Here is a 17,664-nt window from a genome sequence, read left to right on the forward strand (position 1 = left end):
CTGCCGTTAACCTGCGCGGCGGAGAGTCGATCGGACAGTCGCTGCCCTCTATGAAAATTAGAGGGGGGAGGAAAGTCCGGGCTCCATAGGGCGAAGTGCCAGGTAATGCCTGGGAGGCGTGAGCCTACGGAAAGTGCCACAGAAAATAACCGCCTAAGCGCTTCGGCGCCGGTAAGGGTGAAAAGGTGCGGTAAGAGCGCACCGCACGTCTGGCAACAGTTCGTGGCTAGGTAAACCCCACTTGGAGCAAGACCAAATAGGGTCCCAAGGCGTGGCCCGCGCTGGGACCGGGTAGGTTGCTAAAGATGTCCAGTGATGGCCATCGTAGACGAATGACTGTTCAAGACAGAACCCGGCTTACAGATCGACTCTCCACCTTTTTCTTTTCCCTGCTTGAATTAAAGGCGACAGGGCTGTTTATTATCAGCAGGCCTGCGCTGGAAATCCGGCAACGGCAAACGCAGTAATAGCCATTTCCCACCTTGCTTCAATCAACAGCAGAAGCGCTTTTGTAATACCGAAAAAATCTTACTCTTAACAAATTACTTTAACTTTCGAGCGCAGCTTTCAGTGCTGCTTCAAGTTATTGGATAAAAGCATCCGCCAGATTCTCGTTGCTCCTCCTTTTATGCTCCTAAATCTCCGTTCTGTAAGGGTTTTCCTTTAATCCGCGCCTTGACGGTGTGGTGGGCGCATTCCTATAGTGTGCGCAAGTGGCGGAAAGTGGCATGAAGTGGGTTTTTTGAGCTCAAAACGATAAAAATTGGAGAAACGCTGACGTGTTTCGCGGAGCTAACGCTATCAGTCTCGACGCAAAGGGCCGTCTCGCCATGCCGAGCCGGTACCGTGACGAGCTCGTTTCGCGCAGCTCCGGCCAGTTGATCGTGACCATTGATGCCGTTGATCCGTGTTTGTGTGTCTACCCGCTCGATGAGTGGGAAATTATTGAAACCAAGTTGCGCGCGCTTCCTTCTCTTCGCGAAGAGAACCGTCGTCTGCAACGTTTATTGATTGGTAATGCCGTTGACCTCGAGCTCGACGGCAGTGGTCGTTTCCTGGTGCCGCCGCGTCTGCGCGAATACGCGAAGCTCGACAAGCGCGCAATGCTGGTGGGCCAACTGAACAAGTTCCAACTGTGGGACGAAGATGCCTGGAACGCGGTTTCTGCCGCTGACCTGGCTGCCATACAACAACCGGGCGCCATGCCTGACGAACTGCGTGATCTGATCCTGTGACTATTGATAGCGGCTTCAACCACATCACCGTACTGCTTGACGAAGCCGTCGAGGCTCTCGCCGTACGTCCTGATGGCTGCTATCTGGACGGCACGTTCGGACGCGGCGGGCACAGCCGGTTGATCCTGAGCAAGCTCGGGCCGGATGGTCGGCTCATCGGATTCGACAAGGATCCTCAAGCGATTGCCACCGGGCAAACGCTAGCGGCCGAAGACGGCCGCTTTGTCGTTGTGCAACGCAGCTTTGCCGAGCTCGGCTCGGTGGTTGCCGAACAGGGGCTTACAGGCAAGGTCAGCGGCATTCTGTTGGATCTGGGCGTGTCTTCGCCTCAGCTCGATGATGCCGAGCGCGGCTTCAGTTTCCTCAACGACGGCCCGCTGGACATGCGCATGGATCCGTCCCGTGGCATCAGCGCCGCCGAGTTCGTCAATACCGCGCCGGTGGAAGAAATCGCCCGTGTCTTCAAGGAATACGGCGAAGAACGTTTCTCCGGTCGCATGGCCCGTGCCGTGGCCGAGCGTCGTGACATCACGCCGTTCGAGCGCACCGCCGATCTGGCTGAAGTCCTGAAAGTCGCCAACCCGGCGTGGGAAAAGGGCAAGAACCCGGCAACCCGCGCTTTCCAGGGCCTGCGCATTCACGTCAACAACGAACTGGGCGATCTGGAAGCGGGCCTCGAAGCCGCGCTCGAATGCCTGGAAGTGGGCGGTCGTCTGGTCGTAATCAGCTTCCACTCGCTGGAAGACCGTATCGTCAAACTGTTCATGCGCAAGCTGGTGAAAGGCGAAGCCGACAACTTGCCGCGCAACCTGCCGGTTCGCCACGTTGCGTTCGAACCGAAAATCAAAGTCCATGGCAAAGCGCAGACGGCCTCCGACGCCGAACTCAAAGCCAACCCACGTTCCCGTAGCGCCGTCATGCGCGTCGCGGAGAAATTGCGGTGAGCAAGCTTTTCGCCAAGCCATTGCCCGGCGGCAGCTTTTTGATGCTGCTGTTATTCATCGGCGTGCTGGTGTCGGCCATCGGCGTGTCTTACAGCGCCCACTGGAACCGGCAATTGCTCAACACCCTTTACAACGAGCTGAGCGTGCGCGACAAGGCGCAGGCCGAGTGGGGGCGCCTGATTCTGGAGCAAAGCACCTGGACCGCCCATAGCCGGATCGAAGTGCTGGCTACCGAACAACTGAAGATGCACATCCCCGGCGCAGCTGACGTGAAGATGGTGGCGCCATGATGAAGCTCGAAGGGGCACTCTTCCCGTGGCGCTTCCGTCTGGTGGTCGGTCTGCTGGGTATGATGGTGGCCGCGATCTGCTGGCGCATCATCGACCTGCAAGTGGTCGACCGCGACTTCCTCAAGGGCCAGGGCGATGCGCGCAGCGTTCGTCATATCCCGATTCCGGCGCACCGTGGTCTGATCACCGACCGTAACGGCGAGCCGCTGGCCGTCAGTACGCCGGTGACCACCCTGTGGGCGAACGCCAAGGAAATGCAGCTGGCCAAAGAGAAGTGGCCGGCACTCGCTGCGGCGCTGGGGCAGGATCCTAAAGCACTGGCCGAACGTCTTGAAGCACAGGCCAACAAAGAATTCATTTATCTGGTGCGCGGGTTGACCCCTGAGCAGGGCCAGGCCGTACTCGACCTGAAAGTGCCGGGCGTCTACGGCATCGAAGAATTCCGCCGGTTCTACCCGGCCGGTGAAGTGACGGCGCACATGGTCGGGTTCACCGACATCGATGACCACGGTCGTGAAGGCGTCGAGCTGGCCTACGATGAATGGCTGGCCGGCGTGCCCGGCAAGCGGCAAGTCATCAAGGATCGGCGCGGACGGCTGATCAAGGATGTCCAGGTCACCAAAAACGCCAAGGCCGGCAAGCCCTTGGCGTTGTCGATTGACCTGCGTCTGCAATATCTGGCCAACCGCGAGCTACGCAACGCGATCATCGAGAACGGCGCTAAGGCCGGCAGTCTGGTGATCATGGACGTGAAGACCGGCGAGATCCTCGCCATGGTCAACCAGCCGACCTATAACCCGAACAACCGTCGCAACCTGCAACCGGCGATGATGCGTAACCGCGCAATGATCGACGTGTTCGAACCCGGTTCGACCATGAAAGCGATCTCGATGAGCGCCGCGATCGAAACCGGCCGCTGGAAACCGAGCGACACCGTCGAGGTGTATCCAGGCTCCCTGCAGATCGGTAAATACACGATCAAGGACGTATCGAAAACCGAAGGTCCGGTACTCGACCTGACCGGTATTCTGATCAATTCCAGTAACGTCGGCATGAGCAAGGTCGCGTTCGATATCGGCGGCGAAACCATTTTCCGCCTCGCACAGAAAGTCGGCCTCGGCCAGGACACCGGCCTCGGCTTCCCGGGCGAGCGTGTCGGCAACCTGCCGAACTACCGCGAGTGGCGCAAGGCCGAGACTGCAACGCTGTCGTACGGCTACGGTATTTCGGTGACCGCGATTCAACTGGTGCACGCGTTCTCGGCGTTGGCCAACAACGGTCGTCTCGCACCGCTGACCCTGATCAAAACCGACAAGGCGCCGCAGACCACCCAGGTGCTGCCGGAAGCCGTCGCCAAAACCATGCAAGGCATGCTGCAACAAGTGATCGAAGCCCCGCGCGGGGTGTTCCGTGCGCAGGTGCCGGCCTATCACGTGGGCGGCAAGTCCGGTACCGCGCGTAAGACATCGGTCGGTACCAAGGGCTACGCCGAAAACTCTTACCGCTCGCTGTTCGCCGGCTTCGGCCCGATGAGCGATCCACGTTATGCAATCGTCGTGGTGATCGATGAACCGACCAAGGCTGGTTACTTCGGTGGTCTGGTCTCGGCACCGGTGTTCAGTCGCGTGATGTCGGGCACCCTGCGCCTGATGAACGTCACTCCGGACAACCTGCCGACGACACAACAGGCCAACGCCACCCCGGCCGTTCCGCTGAAAGCCAATGGAGGGCGCGGCTGATGTCTCTGAGTCTGAACAAGATTTTTCCCCACGCCGGCCACGATCTGTTGATCCGTGAACTGGCGCTCGACAGTCGCAACGTGCGCGCGGGTGACCTGTTCCTCGCGGTGCCGGGCGGCAAGTTCGACGGTCGTGCGCACATCGCCGACGCCTTGCAGCGCGGCGCGGCTGCCGTGGCTTATGAAGTGGAAGGCGCCACCGTGCTGCCGATCACCGAAGTGCCGCTGATTCCGGTCAAAGGCCTGGCTGCGCAGCTGTCGGACATCGCCGGGCGTTTTTATGGTGAGCCAAGTCATCATCTGAATCTGATTGGCGTCACTGGCACCAACGGCAAGACCAGCGTGACTCAGTTGGTGGCGCAGGCGCTGGACCTGCTCGGTCAGCATTGCGGCATCGTCGGCACCTTGGGCTCCGGTTTCCACGGCTCGCTGCAAAGCGGCCTGCACACCACGCCGAACCCGATTGCCATGCAAGCGACTCTGGGCGACCTGAAAAAGGCCGGCGCCAAAGCCGTGGCCATGGAAGTCTCGTCCCACGGTCTGGATCAGGGCCGGGTTACCGCGCTGGCGTTCGACGTCGCGGTGATGACCAACCTGTCCCGCGATCACCTGGATTACCACGGCACCATGGAAGCGTACGCCGAGGCCAAGGCCCGGCTGTTCGCCTGGAATGACCTGAAGTGCCGCGTGGTCAACCTTGACGACGATTTCGGCCGGCAACTGGCCGCTGAAAAACGCGAGTCGCGGCTGATCACTTACAGCCTGCTCGACAGCAGTGCCTATCTCTATGTGCGTGACGCGCAGTTCGACGACCATGGCGTGCGCGCCACCCTGGTGACGCCACAGGGCGAGCATCATCTGCGCAGCACGCTGCTCGGTCGTTTCAACCTGAGCAATGTACTGGCCGCCGTCGGCGCCTTGCTCGGTCTCGACTACGCGCTCGACGAAATCCTCAAGGTGTTGCCGAAACTCGAAGGTCCGGCCGGACGCATGCAGCGTCTCGGCGGCGGCACCCAGCCACTGGTGGTGGTCGATTACGCCCACACGCCGGATGCCCTGGAAAAAGTTCTGACCGCATTGCGTCCGCACGTCAAAGGTCAATTGTTGTGCCTGTTCGGCTGCGGCGGTGATCGCGATCGCGGCAAGCGTCCGCTGATGGCCGAAGTGGTCGAGCGTCTGGCCGACCGCGTGCTGGTGACCGATGACAATCCGCGTACCGAAGATCCAGCCGTCATTTTTGATGACATCCGCGCCGGTTTCACGGCTGTGGACAAGGTGACGTTCGTGGCCGGTCGCGGTCAGGCCATCGCGCAACTGATCGCCGGTGCTTCGGCGGATGACGTGATCGTTCTGGCCGGCAAAGGTCACGAGGACTATCAGGAAATCAACGGCGAACGCCATGCATTCTCGGATCTGGTCGAGGCCGATCACGCCTTGACCGCGTGGGAGGTGGCCCATGCTTAAGGCCCTGAAACTCAGCGAGTTGACCAACGCGCTCGATGCCCGTCTGATCAGTGCCGACGCCAGTTTTGACGGCGTGAGCATCGACAGCCGCGCGATCAAGGCCGGCCAACTGTTTATCGCCCTGACCGGCCCGCGTTTCGACGGTCATGACTATTTGAATGAAGTCGCTGCCAAAGGCGCCGTTGCTGCATTGGTCGAGCGCGAAGTCGCCGACAGCACGCTGCCGCAGTTGCTGGTCAAGGACACCCGCCAGGCGCTCGGCCAATTGGGTGCGCTGAACCGTGCCGCGTTCACCAAACCGGTCGCCGCCGTTACCGGTTCCAGTGGCAAGACCACAGTCAAGGAAATGCTCGCGAGCATCCTGCGCACGCGCGGTTCGGTACACGCGACCCGTGGCAACCTGAACAACGACCTCGGCGTACCGCTGACCCTGCTCGAACTCGCCCCGGAGCACAGCGCGGCGGTGATCGAACTGGGTGCTTCGCGTCTGGGTGAAATCGCTTACACCGTAGGGCTGACCAAGCCGCACGTGGCGATACTCAACAATGCCGGAACCGCCCATGTCGGCGAGTTTGGCGGGCCGGAGAAAATCGTTGAAGCCAAGGGCGAAATCATCGAAGGACTGGCAGCCGATGGCGTCGCGGTGCTGAACCTCGATGACAAGGCGTTTGGCATCTGGAAGACCCGCGCTGCCGGTCGCAAGGTACTGACGTTTGCTCTGAGCAACTCTCAGGCGGATTTTTACGCCAGCGACCTGGCCACCGATGCCCGTGGCTGCCCGGCGTTCAACCTGCACACTCCTGAAGGTGTGGAACGGGTTCAACTGAACCTGCTCGGCACCCATAACGTCGCCAACGCCATGGCTGCCGCCGCTGCCGCGCACGCCTTGGGCGTGTCGCTGTTCGGCATCGCCACGGGGCTTGGCGCGGTACAACCGGTCAAGGGTCGCACCGTCGCGCAGCTGGCGAAAAACGGCATGCGAGTGATCGACGACACTTACAACGCGAACCCCACCTCCATGTGCGCGGCCGTTGATATACTCGCCGGCTTTTCCGGCCGCACCGTCCTGGTGCTCGGGGATATCGGCGAGTTGGGCGACTGGGCGGAGCAGGGGCACCGCGACGTGGGCGAGTACGCCCGGGGCAAGGTTTCCGCGCTTTATGCCGTCGGGCCGAACATGATCCACGCCGTGAACGCATTCGGCGAACAGGCGCATCACTTCGGCACACAGGCCGAACTGATCCAGGCCCTCGACGCCGAGCAGGACACAAACACCACCATTTTGATCAAGGGTTCGCGCAGCGCGGCGATGGAAAACATCGTTGCGGCCCTGTGCGGGTCCAGTCTGGAGAAACATTAATGCTGCTGCTGCTAGCGGAGTATCTGCAACAGTTCTACAAAGGCTTCGCGGTCTTCCAGTACCTGACCCTGCGCGGGATTCTCGGTGTGCTGACCGCGCTGGTCTTGTCGCTGTGCTACGGCCCGTGGATGATCCGCACCCTGCAGAACCGTCAGATTGGTCAGGCCGTTCGTAACGACGGCCCGCAATCGCACCTGTCCAAATCCGGTACGCCGACCATGGGCGGCGCGCTGATTCTGTCTTCGATCGGTGTCAGCACCCTGTTGTGGGCCGACCTGAGCAACCGCTACGTGTGGGTCGTGTTGCTGGTGACTCTGCTGTTCGGCGCCATCGGCTGGGTCGACGACTATCGCAAGGTGATCGAGAAGAACTCCCGTGGTCTGCCGAGTCGCTGGAAATATTTCTGGCAGTCGGTGTTCGGCCTCGGCGCGGCGATCTTCCTTTATATGACCGCCTCCACGCCGGTGGAAACCACCCTGATCCTGCCGATGCTCAAGGACTACAGCATTCCGCTGGGCGCAGGCTTCATCGTGCTCACGTACTTCGTGATCGTCGGTTCGAGCAACGCGGTCAACCTCACCGACGGCCTCGACGGTCTGGCGATCATGCCGACAGTGATGGTCGGCGGCGGCCTGGGCATCTTCTGCTACCTGTCGGGTAACGTGAAATTCGCTGAGTACCTGCTGATCCCTTACGTACCGGGCGCAGGCGAGCTGATCGTGTTCTGCGGCGCGCTGATCGGTGCCGGCCTGGGCTTTCTGTGGTTCAACACCTACCCGGCGCAAGTCTTCATGGGCGACGTCGGCGCACTGGCGCTGGGCGCGGCCCTGGGCACCATCGCGGTGATCGTCCGTCAGGAAATCGTCCTGTTCATCATGGGCGGCGTGTTTGTGATGGAAACCCTGTCAGTCGTCATTCAGGTTGCGTCCTTTAAGCTGACCGGTCGCCGTGTGTTCCGCATGGCACCGATTCACCACCACTTTGAACTCAAGGGCTGGCCCGAGCCGCGCGTGATCGTCCGTTTCTGGATCATCACCGTGATTCTCGTGCTGATCGGCCTTGCCACCCTGAAGCTGAGGTAGAACGAGTGTCTCTGATCGCTTCTGACCACTTCCGCATCGTTGTCGGCCTCGGCAAGAGCGGCATGTCCCTGGTTCGCTTCCTGGCGAACCGGGGCGTGGCGTTTGCCGTGGCCGACACGCGGGAAAATCCACCGGAACTGGCCACGCTCCAGCGTGACTATCCGCACGTGGAAGTGCGTTGTGGCGAGCTGGACGTCGAGTTCCTGTGCCGTGCCGACGAGCTCTACGTGAGCCCCGGCCTGGCGCTGGCGACCCCGGCCCTGCAAGCCGCTGCGGCCCGTGGCGTGAAGCTGTCAGGCGACATCGAGCTGTTCGCGCGTAACGCGAAGGCGCCGATCGTGGCCATCAGCGGCTCCAACGCCAAAAGCACCGTCACCACCCTGGTCGGCGAGATGGCGGCTGCGGCCGGCAAACGCGTCGCTGTGGGCGGCAACCTCGGTACGCCGGCGCTGGATCTGCTCAGCGATGACGTCGAGCTGTACGTGATGGAGCTGTCGAGTTTCCAGCTGGAAACCACCGACCAGCTCAACGCCGAAGTAGCGACCGTGCTCAACATCAGCGAAGACCACATGGACCGTTACAGCGGTCTGCCGGCCTATCACCTGGCCAAGCACCGGATCTTCCGTGGTGCGAAGCAGTTCGTGGTCAACCGTCAGGACGCCCTGACCCGGCCGCTGATGGGCGAGGGCCAGCCGTGCTGGACCTTCGGCCTGACCAAACCCGATTTCAAGGCATTCGGTCTGCGCGAAGAGAATGGCGAGAAATACCTGGCCTTCGAATTCCAGAACCTGATGCCGGTGCGCGAATTGAAGATTCGCGGTGCCCACAACCAGTCCAACGCCTTGGCGGCGCTGGCGCTCGGCCACGCGGTCGGGCTGCCGTTCGACGCCATGCTGGCAGCGCTGCGCACCTTCGCCGGTCTCGAACACCGTTGCCAGTGGGTGCGTGATCTGGACGGCGTCGGTTACTACAACGATTCGAAGGCCACCAACGTGGGCGCCGCACTGGCTGCCATCGAGGGCCTGGGTGCGGACATCACCGGCAAGGTCGTGCTGATCGCCGGTGGCGACGGCAAGGGTGCCGACTTCAAGGACCTGCGCGATCCGGTGGCGGCCCATTGCCGTGCCGTGATCCTGATGGGGCGCGACTCCGACAAGATCGGCGAAGCCATTGGCGATGCCGTGCCGTTGATCCGCGCCACCACACTGATCGACGCCGTCGAGAAATGCCGCGCCGCCGCCCAACCGGGTGACGTGGTGCTGCTGTCGCCGGCCTGCGCCAGTTTCGACATGTTCAAGAACTACGAAGACCGTGGTCACCAGTTCGTCCGCGCCGTGGAGGGTCTGGCATGAGCTTGAGAAACATCATCAAGCCATACCCGTCGCCGCTCATTACCGGACGTGGGATCGACCTCGACTTCCCGATGCTCGCCGGTTGCCTGGCGTTGCTCGGCCTGGGCCTGATCATGATCGCCTCGGCTTCCACCGAAGTGGCCGCCGTGCAGTCGGGCAGCCCGCTGTATTACATGATTCGTCACCTGATTTACGTGGTGCTGGGCCTGGGGGCCTGCGTCGTCACGATGATGATCCCGATCGCCACCTGGCAGCGCCTCGGCTGGATGATGCTGATCGGTGCGTTCGGTCTGCTGGTGATGGTGATCATCCCGGGGATCGGTCGTGAGGTGAACGGTTCGATGCGCTGGATCGGTTTCAGCTTCTTCAACGTCCAGCCGTCCGAGATCGCCAAGGTGTTCGTGGTGATCTACCTCGCCGGTTATCTGGTGCGTCGCCAGAAAGAAGTGCGCGAGAGCTGGATGGGCTTCTTCAAGCCGTTCATCGTGCTGCTGCCGATGGCCGGCCTGTTGCTGATGGAGCCGGACTTCGGTGCCACCGTCGTGATGATGGGCGCCGCGGCGGCGATGCTGTTCCTCGGCGGGGTCGGGCTGTTCCGGTTCTCGCTGATGGTGGTGCTGGCCGTGGCGGCGGTGGTGTTGCTGATTCAGATGCAACCGTACCGGATGGCGCGTCTGACCAACTTCGCCGACCCGTGGGCCGACCAGTTCGGCGCCGGTTATCAGTTGTCGCAAGCCTTGATCGCGTTCGGTCGCGGTGAATGGCTGGGCGTAGGCCTGGGCAACAGCGTGCAGAAGCAGTTCTACCTGCCGGAAGCACACACCGACTTCGTGTTCTCGGTTCTGGCCGAAGAGCTCGGCGCCGTGGGTTCGCTGTGCACTGTGGCGCTGTTCGTGTTCGTGTGTATTCGCGGCATGTACATCGGTCTGTGGGCCGAGAAAGCCAAACAGTTCTTTGCCGCTTACGTTGCCTATGGGCTGTCCTTCCTGTGGATCGGCCAGTTCCTGATCAACATCGGCGTGAACGTCGGCCTGCTGCCGACCAAGGGCCTGACCTTGCCGTTCCTCAGCTATGGCGGCAGTTCCCTGGTGATCTGCTGCGCCTGCCTTGGCTTGTTGTTGAGGATCGAGTGGGAGAGTCGGACCCACCTGGGCAGTGAAGAGATGGAGTTCCATGAGAGCGACTTCGCCGAGGAGCCGAACCATGGGCGCTAACGTTTTGATCATGGCTGGCGGCACCGGTGGCCACGTGTTCCCGGCGCTGGCCTGTGCCCGTGAATTCCAGGCGCGCGGCTACACCGTGCACTGGCTCGGCACGCCGCGCGGAATCGAAAACGATCTGGTGCCGGCGGCGGGTCTTGAATTGCACCGCATCAACGCTACCGGCCTGCGCGGCAAGGGCAAGCTGTCGTTGCTCAAGGCACCGTTCATGTTGCTGAAATCGGTATGGCAGGCGCGGGCGATCATTCGCCGGTTGCGTCCGGTGTGCGTGGTCGGATTCGGCGGCTATGTGACCGGCCCCGGCGGTATCGCCGCCAAACTGGCCGGCGTGCCGGTGATCGTTCATGAGCAGAACGCCGTGGCGGGGACCGCCAATCGGTTGCTGGTGCCGTTCGCCGCCCGGGTGTGTGAAGCCTTCCCCGACACCTTTACCCTGTCGGACAGCCGCCGTACCACCGGTAATCCGGTGCGCAACGAGCTGTTCCTCGAAACACCGCGCCCGGCCCTGGCCGGACGCAAGGCGCGTTTGCTGATCCTGGGCGGAAGCCTGGGCGCAGAGCCGTTGAACAAGTTGCTGCCTGAAGCCCTGGCACAAGTCGCTGCCGACTTGCGTCCGGAAGTGTTCCATCAGGCGGGCAGAAACCACGATGAAGTGACTGCAGAGCGCTACCGCGCCGCCGGCGTGGATGCGCAGGTGCAGCCGTTCATCAAAGACATGGCCCAGGCCTATGGCTGGGCTGACCTGGTGGTGTGCCGCGCCGGCGCATTGACCATCAGCGAACTGGCCGCCGCCGGTCTGCCCTCGATGCTGGTGCCTTTGCCCCACGCGATCGACGATCACCAGACCCGCAACGCCGATTATTTGGCCCGCGAAGGCGCTGCCTTCCTGATGCCGCAAAGAACGACTGGCGCCGCGGACCTTGCCGCGCGCCTGACAGAGGTCTTGATGCAACCGCAACGACTCGAACAAATGGCCCAAGCGGCCCGCCGTCTGGCAAAACCCGAAGCCACCCGCAGCGTGGTGGATACCTGTCTGGAGGTGGCCCATGGTTGAGAATCAGAAAGCCATGCCGCAACCGGAAATGCGCCGCATCCGTCGCATCCACTTCGTCGGGATCGGCGGCGTGGGCATGTGCGGCATCGCCGAAGTGCTGCTGAACCTGGGCTATGAAGTATCCGGTTCGGACCTTAAAGCTTCGCCGGTGACCGAGCGCCTGGAATCCTTCGGTGCGCAGATCTTTATCGGCCATCGTGCCGAGAACGCCGCTGCCGCCGATGTGCTGGTGGTGTCGAGCGCCGTCAACACGTCCAACCCGGAAGTGGCGACCGCTCTGGAACGCCGCATCCCGGTGGTTCCGCGTGCCGAAATGCTCGCCGAACTGATGCGCTACCGCCACGGCATCGCCGTCGCCGGTACTCACGGCAAGACCACCACCACCAGCCTGATCGCTTCGGTGTTCGCGGCCGGTGGCCTGGATCCGACGTTCGTCATCGGTGGCCGTCTGAACGCCGCGGGCACCAATGCCCAGCTCGGCACCAGCCGTTACCTGATCGCCGAAGCCGATGAGAGCGACGCAAGCTTCCTGCACCTGCAACCGCTGGTGGCCGTGGTCACCAACATCGACGCCGACCACATGGCGACCTACGACGGTGACTTCAACAAGCTGAAGAAAACCTTCGTTGAGTTTTTGCACAACCTGCCGTTCTACGGTCTGGCAGTGGTGTGCCTGGACGATCCGGTGGTGCGTGAAATCCTGCCGCAGGTCAAACGTCCGGTCGTCACCTACGGCTTCAGCGAAGAAGCCGACGTGCGCGCCATCAATGTTCGCCAGCAGGGCATGCAGACCTTCTTCACCGTACTGCGCCCCGAGCGTGAGCCGCTGGATGTGTCCGTGAACATGCCGGGCAACCACAACGTACTCAACGCACTGGCAACCATCTGCATCGCCACCGACGAAGGCGTCAGCGATGAAGCCATCGTCCAGGGCCTGTCCGGGTTCCAGGGTGTTGGCCGGCGTTTCCAGGTCTACGGCGAACTGCCGGTGGACGGCGGCAAGGTGATGCTGGTCGACGACTACGGTCACCACCCGACCGAAGTCGCGGCAGTCATCAAGGCCGTGCGCGGTGGCTGGCCTGAGCGCCGGCTGGTGATGGTTTACCAGCCGCACCGCTACAGCCGCACCCGCGATCTGTACGACGACTTCGTGAATGTGCTGGCCGATGCCAACGTGTTGTTGCTGATGGAAGTCTATCCGGCCGGCGAAGAGCCGATCCCGGGTGCCGACAGCCGCAAGCTGTGCAACAGCATCCGTCAGCGCGGCCAGCTTGACCCGATCTACATCGAGCGCGGCGTCGACCTGGCACCGCTGGTCAAGCCGCTGCTGCGTGCCGGCGACATCCTGCTGTGCCAGGGCGCCGGTGATATCGGTGGCCTTGCACCAAAACTGTTGAAAAGCGAGTTGTTCGCCGGTGCCGTGGCGGCACCGGTCGAGGGGAAGTTGAAATGACTGCTGCCTACGCCAATCTGTTTTCCACCATCGCCCCGAAGGATTTCGGCCGGGTGGCCGTGCTGTACGGTGGCCTGAGCGCCGAGCGTGAGGTCTCGCTGAAGTCCGGCAACGCGGTGCTCTCTGCGTTGCAAAGCGCCGGTGTGGACGCGTTCGGCATCGACGTCGGTGCCGACATTCTGCAGCGCCTGCTGAGCGAGAAGATCGACCGCGCGTTCATCATCCTCCACGGTCGCGGCGGTGAAGACGGCAGCATGCAGGGTCTGCTCGAAGTGGCCGGCATTCCGTACACCGGCAGCGGCATCCTGGCTTCGGCGCTGGCGATGGACAAATTGCGCACCAAGCAGGTCTGGCACACGCTCGGGATTCCGACGCCGCGTCACGCCGTGCTGCGCAGCGAGGCCGATTGTATTTCGGCAGCGACGGAACTGGGCTTCCCTTTGATCGTCAAACCGGCGCATGAAGGTTCAAGTATCGGGATGGCCAAAGTGAGTTCTGCGTCCGAGTTGATCGACGCATGGAAAGCGGCCAGTACCTACGATTCGCAAGTGTTGGTCGAGCAATGGATCCACGGTCCCGAGTTCACCATCGCCACCCTGCGTGACCAGGTGTTGCCGCCTATCGCGCTGGGCACGCCACACACGTTCTACGACTACGACGCCAAGTACATCGCCAACGATACCCAGTATCGGATTCCGTGCGGGCTCGATGCCGCCAAGGAAAAGGAACTCATGGACCTCACGGCGCAAGCCTGCGAGGCGCTGGGCATCGCCGGCTGGGGCCGGGCGGACGTGATGCAGGACGCCGACGGCAAATTCTGGTTTCTGGAAGTCAACACCGCTCCCGGCATGACCGATCACAGCCTGGTACCGATGGCGGCGAAAGCGGCCGGTCTGGATTTCCAGCAACTGGTCCTGGCCATTCTGGCCGCCAGTGTCGATGCCGATGGCAAGAAAGAGGCGCGAGGTTAAGACCATGCAAGGCGCACATCTCAGACATCAGCCACCCGCACCCGGCCGCAAGCCGGTGCCGCGGGGTGCCAGCCGAATGGTGGCCAAAGAGCCGATGTCCGCGCGCCTGCCGAAAGCCAACTTCGGCTTCTTGAAAAGTCTGTTCTGGCCGGTGCTGCTGGTGGCCCTGGGGTTCGGTACTTACGAAGGCGCGCAGCGTTTGTTGCCGTACGCCGACCGGCCGATCACCAAGATCGCCGTGCAGGGCGACCTGAGTTACATCAGCCAGCAAGCGGTGCAGCAGCGGATCGCCCCGTACGTGGCGTCGAGCTTCTTCACCATCGACCTGGCGAGCATGCGCACCGAGCTTGAGCAGATGCCGTGGATCGCCCACGCCGAAGTACGTCGGGTCTGGCCGGATCAGGTGGTGATCCGCCTCGAAGAGCAACTGCCGGTGGCCCGCTGGGGCGACGAGTCGTTGCTCAACAACCAGGGCCAGGCGTTCACGCCCAAGGAACTGGCGAACTACGAACACCTGCCGCAGCTGTTCGGCCCGCAGCGGGCCCAGCAGCAAGTGATGCAGCAATACCAGGTACTGAGCCAGATGCTCCGGCCATTGGGCTTCTCGATTGCGCGGCTCGAGCTGCGTGAACGTGGCAGCTGGTTCCTGACCACCGGTGCCGGCAGTTCCGGTCCCGGGATCGAACTGCTGCTGGGACGCGGCAACCTGGTGGAAAGGATGCGCCGCTTCATTGCCATCTACGACAAGACGCTTAAAGACCAGATTACGAACATTGCGCGCATCGATCTGCGCTACGCCAACGGCCTCGCTGTTGGCTGGCGGGAACCAGTAGCGCCGACGACAGCCCAACCCGCTGTCGCAAAGAATTAAGAAGAGGCAGGACCCATGGCAAACGTGCAAAGCGGCAAAATGATCGTCGGTCTCGATATCGGCACCTCCAAGGTGGTGGCGCTGGTCGGCGAGGTTGCGGACGACGGCACGCTCGATATCGTCGGGATCGGCACCCATCCGTCCCGCGGCCTGAAAAAAGGCGTGGTGGTCAACATCGAGTCCACCGTGCAGTCGATCCAGCGCGCGATCGAGGAAGCCCAGTTGATGGCGGGCTGCCGCATTCACTCGGCGTTCGTCGGCGTGGCAGGCAATCACATCCGCAGCCTGAACTCCCACGGCATCGTCGCGATCCGCGACCGCGAAGTCAGCTCCGCTGACCTGGAGCGCGTACTCGACGCCGCCCAGGCCGTGGCGATCCCGGCTGACCAGCGTGTGTTGCACACCCTGCCGCAGGATTACGTGATCGATAACCAGGAAGGCGTGCGCGAGCCGCTGGGCATGTCCGGCGTGCGTCTGGAAGCCAAGGTTCACGTGGTCACCTGCGCCGTCAACGCTGCACAGAACATTGAAAAATGCGTGCGTCGCTGCGGTCTGGAAATCGACGACATCATTCTTGAGCAACTGGCCTCGGCCTACTCGGTCCTGACCGACGACGAAAAAGAGCTGGGCGTTTGCCTGGTCGACATCGGCGGCGGCACCACCGACATCGCGATCTTCACCGAAGGCGCCATCCGCCACACGGCGGTGATCCCGATCGCGGGCGACCAGGTGACCAACGACATCGCCATGGCGTTGCGCACTCCGACCCAGTACGCCGAAGAAATCAAGATCCGTTACGCCTGCGCCCTGGCCAAACTGGCCGGTGCCGGCGAGACCATCAAGGTGCCGAGCGTCGGCGACCGTCCGCCGCGCGAACTGTCGCGTCAGGCCCTGGCCGAAGTGGTCGAGCCGCGTTACGACGAACTGTTCACCCTGATCCAGGCCGAGCTGCGCCGCAGCGGCTACGAAGACCTGATCCCGGCCGGCATCGTGCTGACCGGTGGTACCTCGAAGATGGAAGGCGCTACCGAACTGGCCGAAGAAATCTTCCACATGCCGGTCCGCCTGGGCGTGCCGCACGGCGTGAAGGGGCTGGATGACGTGGTACGCAACCCGATTTATTCCACTGGCGTTGGCTTGTTGATGTACGGCCTGCAGAAGCAGTCCGACGGGATCTCGTTCTCGGGCATCGGCAACCGCGACAGCTACAGCAGCGATGAGCCGCAGGCGCCGTTGCTGGACCGTTTGAAGAAGTGGGTTCAAGGCAACTTCTGACGCTTTACCGCAGCACCGCAACAAATCAGCAGTAGGCGAAAAAACTAGAGAATGTAAGGAGAGGGAAAATGTTCGAACTCGTAGACAACATCCCCGCAAGCCCGGTAATCAAAGTTATCGGTGTTGGCGGTGGCGGCGGCAACGCTGTCAACCACATGGTCAAGAGCAACATCGAAGGCGTGGAATTCATCTGCGCCAACACCGATGCTCAAGCGCTGAAAAACATCGGCGCGCGCACCATTCTGCAACTGGGCACCGGCGTGACCAAAGGCCTGGGCGCCGGCGCCAACCCGGAAGTCGGCCGTCAGGCTGCGCTGGAAGATCGCGAGCGCATTGCTGAAGTGCTGGCCGGCACCAACATGGTGTTCATCACCACCGGCATGGGCGGCGGTACCGGTACCGGTGCTGCGCCGATCATCGCCGAAGTGGCCAAGGAAATGGGCATCCTGACCGTTGCGGTCGTGACCCGTCCGTTCCCGTTCGAAGGTCGCAAGCGTATGCAGATCGCCGACGAAGGCATCCGCATGCTCTCGGAAAGCGTCGACTCGCTGATCACCATTCCGAACGAAAAACTGCTGACCATTCTCGGTAAAGACGCAAGCCTGCTGTCGGCTTTCGCCAAGGCTGACGATGTACTGGCCGGCGCCGTTCGCGGTATCTCCGACATCATCAAGCGTCCGGGCATGATCAACGTCGACTTCGCCGACGTGCGCACCGTGATGAGCGAAATGGGCATGGCGATGATGGGCACTGGCTGCGCCAGCGGTCCGAACCGTGCACGTGAAGCGACCGAAGCGGCCATCCGCAACCCGCTGCTGGAAGACGTGAACCTGCAAGGCGCACGCGGCATTCTGGTGAACATCACTGCCGGTCCTGACCTGTCTCTGGGTGAGTACTCCGACGTGGGTTCGATCATCGAAGCCTTCGCTTCCGAGCACGCCATGGTCAAGGTCGGTACCGTGATCGATCCGGACATGCGCGATGAACTGCACGTGACCGTGGTTGCTACCGGTCTGGGCGCGAAAATCGAGAAGCCTGTGAAGGTCATCGACAACACCGTTCACACCTCGATGGCGGCTGCTCCAGTGCAGCAACCGGCACCCGCTCGTCAGGAACAGCCAGCGGTGAACTACCGTGACCTGGACCGTCCGACCGTCATGCGCAACCAGGCTCAGGCCGGTGCTGCGACTGCCGCGAAGATGAATCCGCAAGATGACCTGGACTACCTGGACATCCCGGCTTTCCTGCGTCGTCAGGCCGATTGATGAAATGTATCAGGGGTATTCAGGTGATTGGTGTTCAGCAAAGGCTCGGTCTGCTATCATCGCCAGCCTTTGTTGATACCAGTTCGCAAT

Annotated in this window: 15 protein-coding genes and 1 other RNA gene; all 16 read left to right on the top strand. The window is 62.1% G+C overall.

The window, feature by feature from the left end:
* The first annotated feature begins 22 nt into the window (after positions 1-22).
* Positions 23-376: RNase P RNA component class A (gene rnpB, locus AC1MDC_RS10995), an RNA gene on the top strand.
* A 403-nt stretch (positions 377-779) separates the two neighbouring features.
* Entirely contained in the window at positions 780-1,235 is a 456-nt protein-coding gene (mraZ, locus tag AC1MDC_RS11000) for a division/cell wall cluster transcriptional repressor MraZ (protein ID WP_003205355.1), read from the top strand.
* Positions 1,232-2,179, top strand: coding sequence for a 16S rRNA (cytosine(1402)-N(4))-methyltransferase RsmH (gene rsmH, locus AC1MDC_RS11005; RefSeq protein ID WP_085700843.1), 948 nt, complete (start codon positions 1,232-1,234; stop codon positions 2,177-2,179). The genes mraZ and rsmH overlap by 4 nt, the downstream gene beginning before the upstream one ends.
* Positions 2,176-2,469: a cell division protein FtsL gene (gene ftsL, locus AC1MDC_RS11010; protein WP_085700842.1), complete on the top strand. Its 294-nt coding sequence runs from the start codon at positions 2,176-2,178 to the stop codon at positions 2,467-2,469. Before rsmH ends, ftsL begins: the two co-directional genes overlap by 4 nt.
* On the top strand, positions 2,469-4,208 hold the full coding sequence (locus AC1MDC_RS11015; RefSeq protein WP_170929795.1) for a peptidoglycan D,D-transpeptidase FtsI family protein: 1,740 nt from the start codon (positions 2,469-2,471) through the stop codon (positions 4,206-4,208). Before ftsL ends, AC1MDC_RS11015 begins: the two co-directional genes overlap by 1 nt.
* Entirely contained in the window at positions 4,208-5,671 is a 1,464-nt protein-coding gene (locus tag AC1MDC_RS11020) for a UDP-N-acetylmuramoyl-L-alanyl-D-glutamate--2,6-diaminopimelate ligase (protein WP_480392996.1), read from the top strand. The genes AC1MDC_RS11015 and AC1MDC_RS11020 overlap by 1 nt, the downstream gene beginning before the upstream one ends.
* Entirely contained in the window at positions 5,664-7,031 is a 1,368-nt protein-coding gene (locus AC1MDC_RS11025) for a UDP-N-acetylmuramoyl-tripeptide--D-alanyl-D-alanine ligase (protein ID WP_085701784.1), read from the top strand. Before AC1MDC_RS11020 ends, AC1MDC_RS11025 begins: the two co-directional genes overlap by 8 nt.
* Positions 7,031-8,113, top strand: a complete 1,083-nt coding sequence (gene mraY / locus AC1MDC_RS11030) for a phospho-N-acetylmuramoyl-pentapeptide-transferase (RefSeq protein WP_085700838.1) — start codon at positions 7,031-7,033, stop codon at positions 8,111-8,113. Before AC1MDC_RS11025 ends, mraY begins: the two co-directional genes overlap by 1 nt.
* A gap of 5 nt (positions 8,114-8,118) precedes the next feature.
* Positions 8,119-9,465, top strand: coding sequence for a UDP-N-acetylmuramoyl-L-alanine--D-glutamate ligase (murD, locus tag AC1MDC_RS11035; RefSeq protein WP_085701783.1), 1,347 nt, complete (start codon positions 8,119-8,121; stop codon positions 9,463-9,465).
* On the top strand, positions 9,462-10,679 hold the full coding sequence (gene ftsW, locus AC1MDC_RS11040) for a putative lipid II flippase FtsW (protein WP_085700836.1): 1,218 nt from the start codon (positions 9,462-9,464) through the stop codon (positions 10,677-10,679). Before murD ends, ftsW begins: the two co-directional genes overlap by 4 nt.
* Positions 10,669-11,739: an undecaprenyldiphospho-muramoylpentapeptide beta-N-acetylglucosaminyltransferase gene (murG, locus tag AC1MDC_RS11045; protein WP_480392997.1), complete on the top strand. Its 1,071-nt coding sequence runs from the start codon at positions 10,669-10,671 to the stop codon at positions 11,737-11,739. The genes ftsW and murG overlap by 11 nt, the downstream gene beginning before the upstream one ends.
* Complete coding sequence (gene murC / locus AC1MDC_RS11050) at positions 11,732-13,192, top strand: UDP-N-acetylmuramate--L-alanine ligase (protein ID WP_085700834.1); 1,461 nt, start codon at positions 11,732-11,734, stop codon at positions 13,190-13,192. The genes murG and murC overlap by 8 nt, the downstream gene beginning before the upstream one ends.
* Entirely contained in the window at positions 13,189-14,163 is a 975-nt protein-coding gene (locus AC1MDC_RS11055) for a D-alanine--D-alanine ligase (protein ID WP_085700833.1), read from the top strand. The genes murC and AC1MDC_RS11055 overlap by 4 nt, the downstream gene beginning before the upstream one ends.
* 4 nt (positions 14,164-14,167) lie before the next feature.
* Complete coding sequence (locus AC1MDC_RS11060; RefSeq protein WP_085700832.1) at positions 14,168-15,034, top strand: cell division protein FtsQ/DivIB; 867 nt, start codon at positions 14,168-14,170, stop codon at positions 15,032-15,034.
* 15 nt (positions 15,035-15,049) lie between these two features.
* On the top strand, positions 15,050-16,309 hold the full coding sequence (gene ftsA / locus AC1MDC_RS11065) for a cell division protein FtsA (protein WP_085700831.1): 1,260 nt from the start codon (positions 15,050-15,052) through the stop codon (positions 16,307-16,309).
* 68 nt (positions 16,310-16,377) lie between these two features.
* On the top strand, positions 16,378-17,574 hold the full coding sequence (gene ftsZ, locus AC1MDC_RS11070; protein ID WP_085700830.1) for a cell division protein FtsZ: 1,197 nt from the start codon (positions 16,378-16,380) through the stop codon (positions 17,572-17,574).
* Positions 17,575-17,664: the final 90 nt, after the last annotated feature.

This window comes from Pseudomonas sp. 1, from assembly GCF_056626735.1.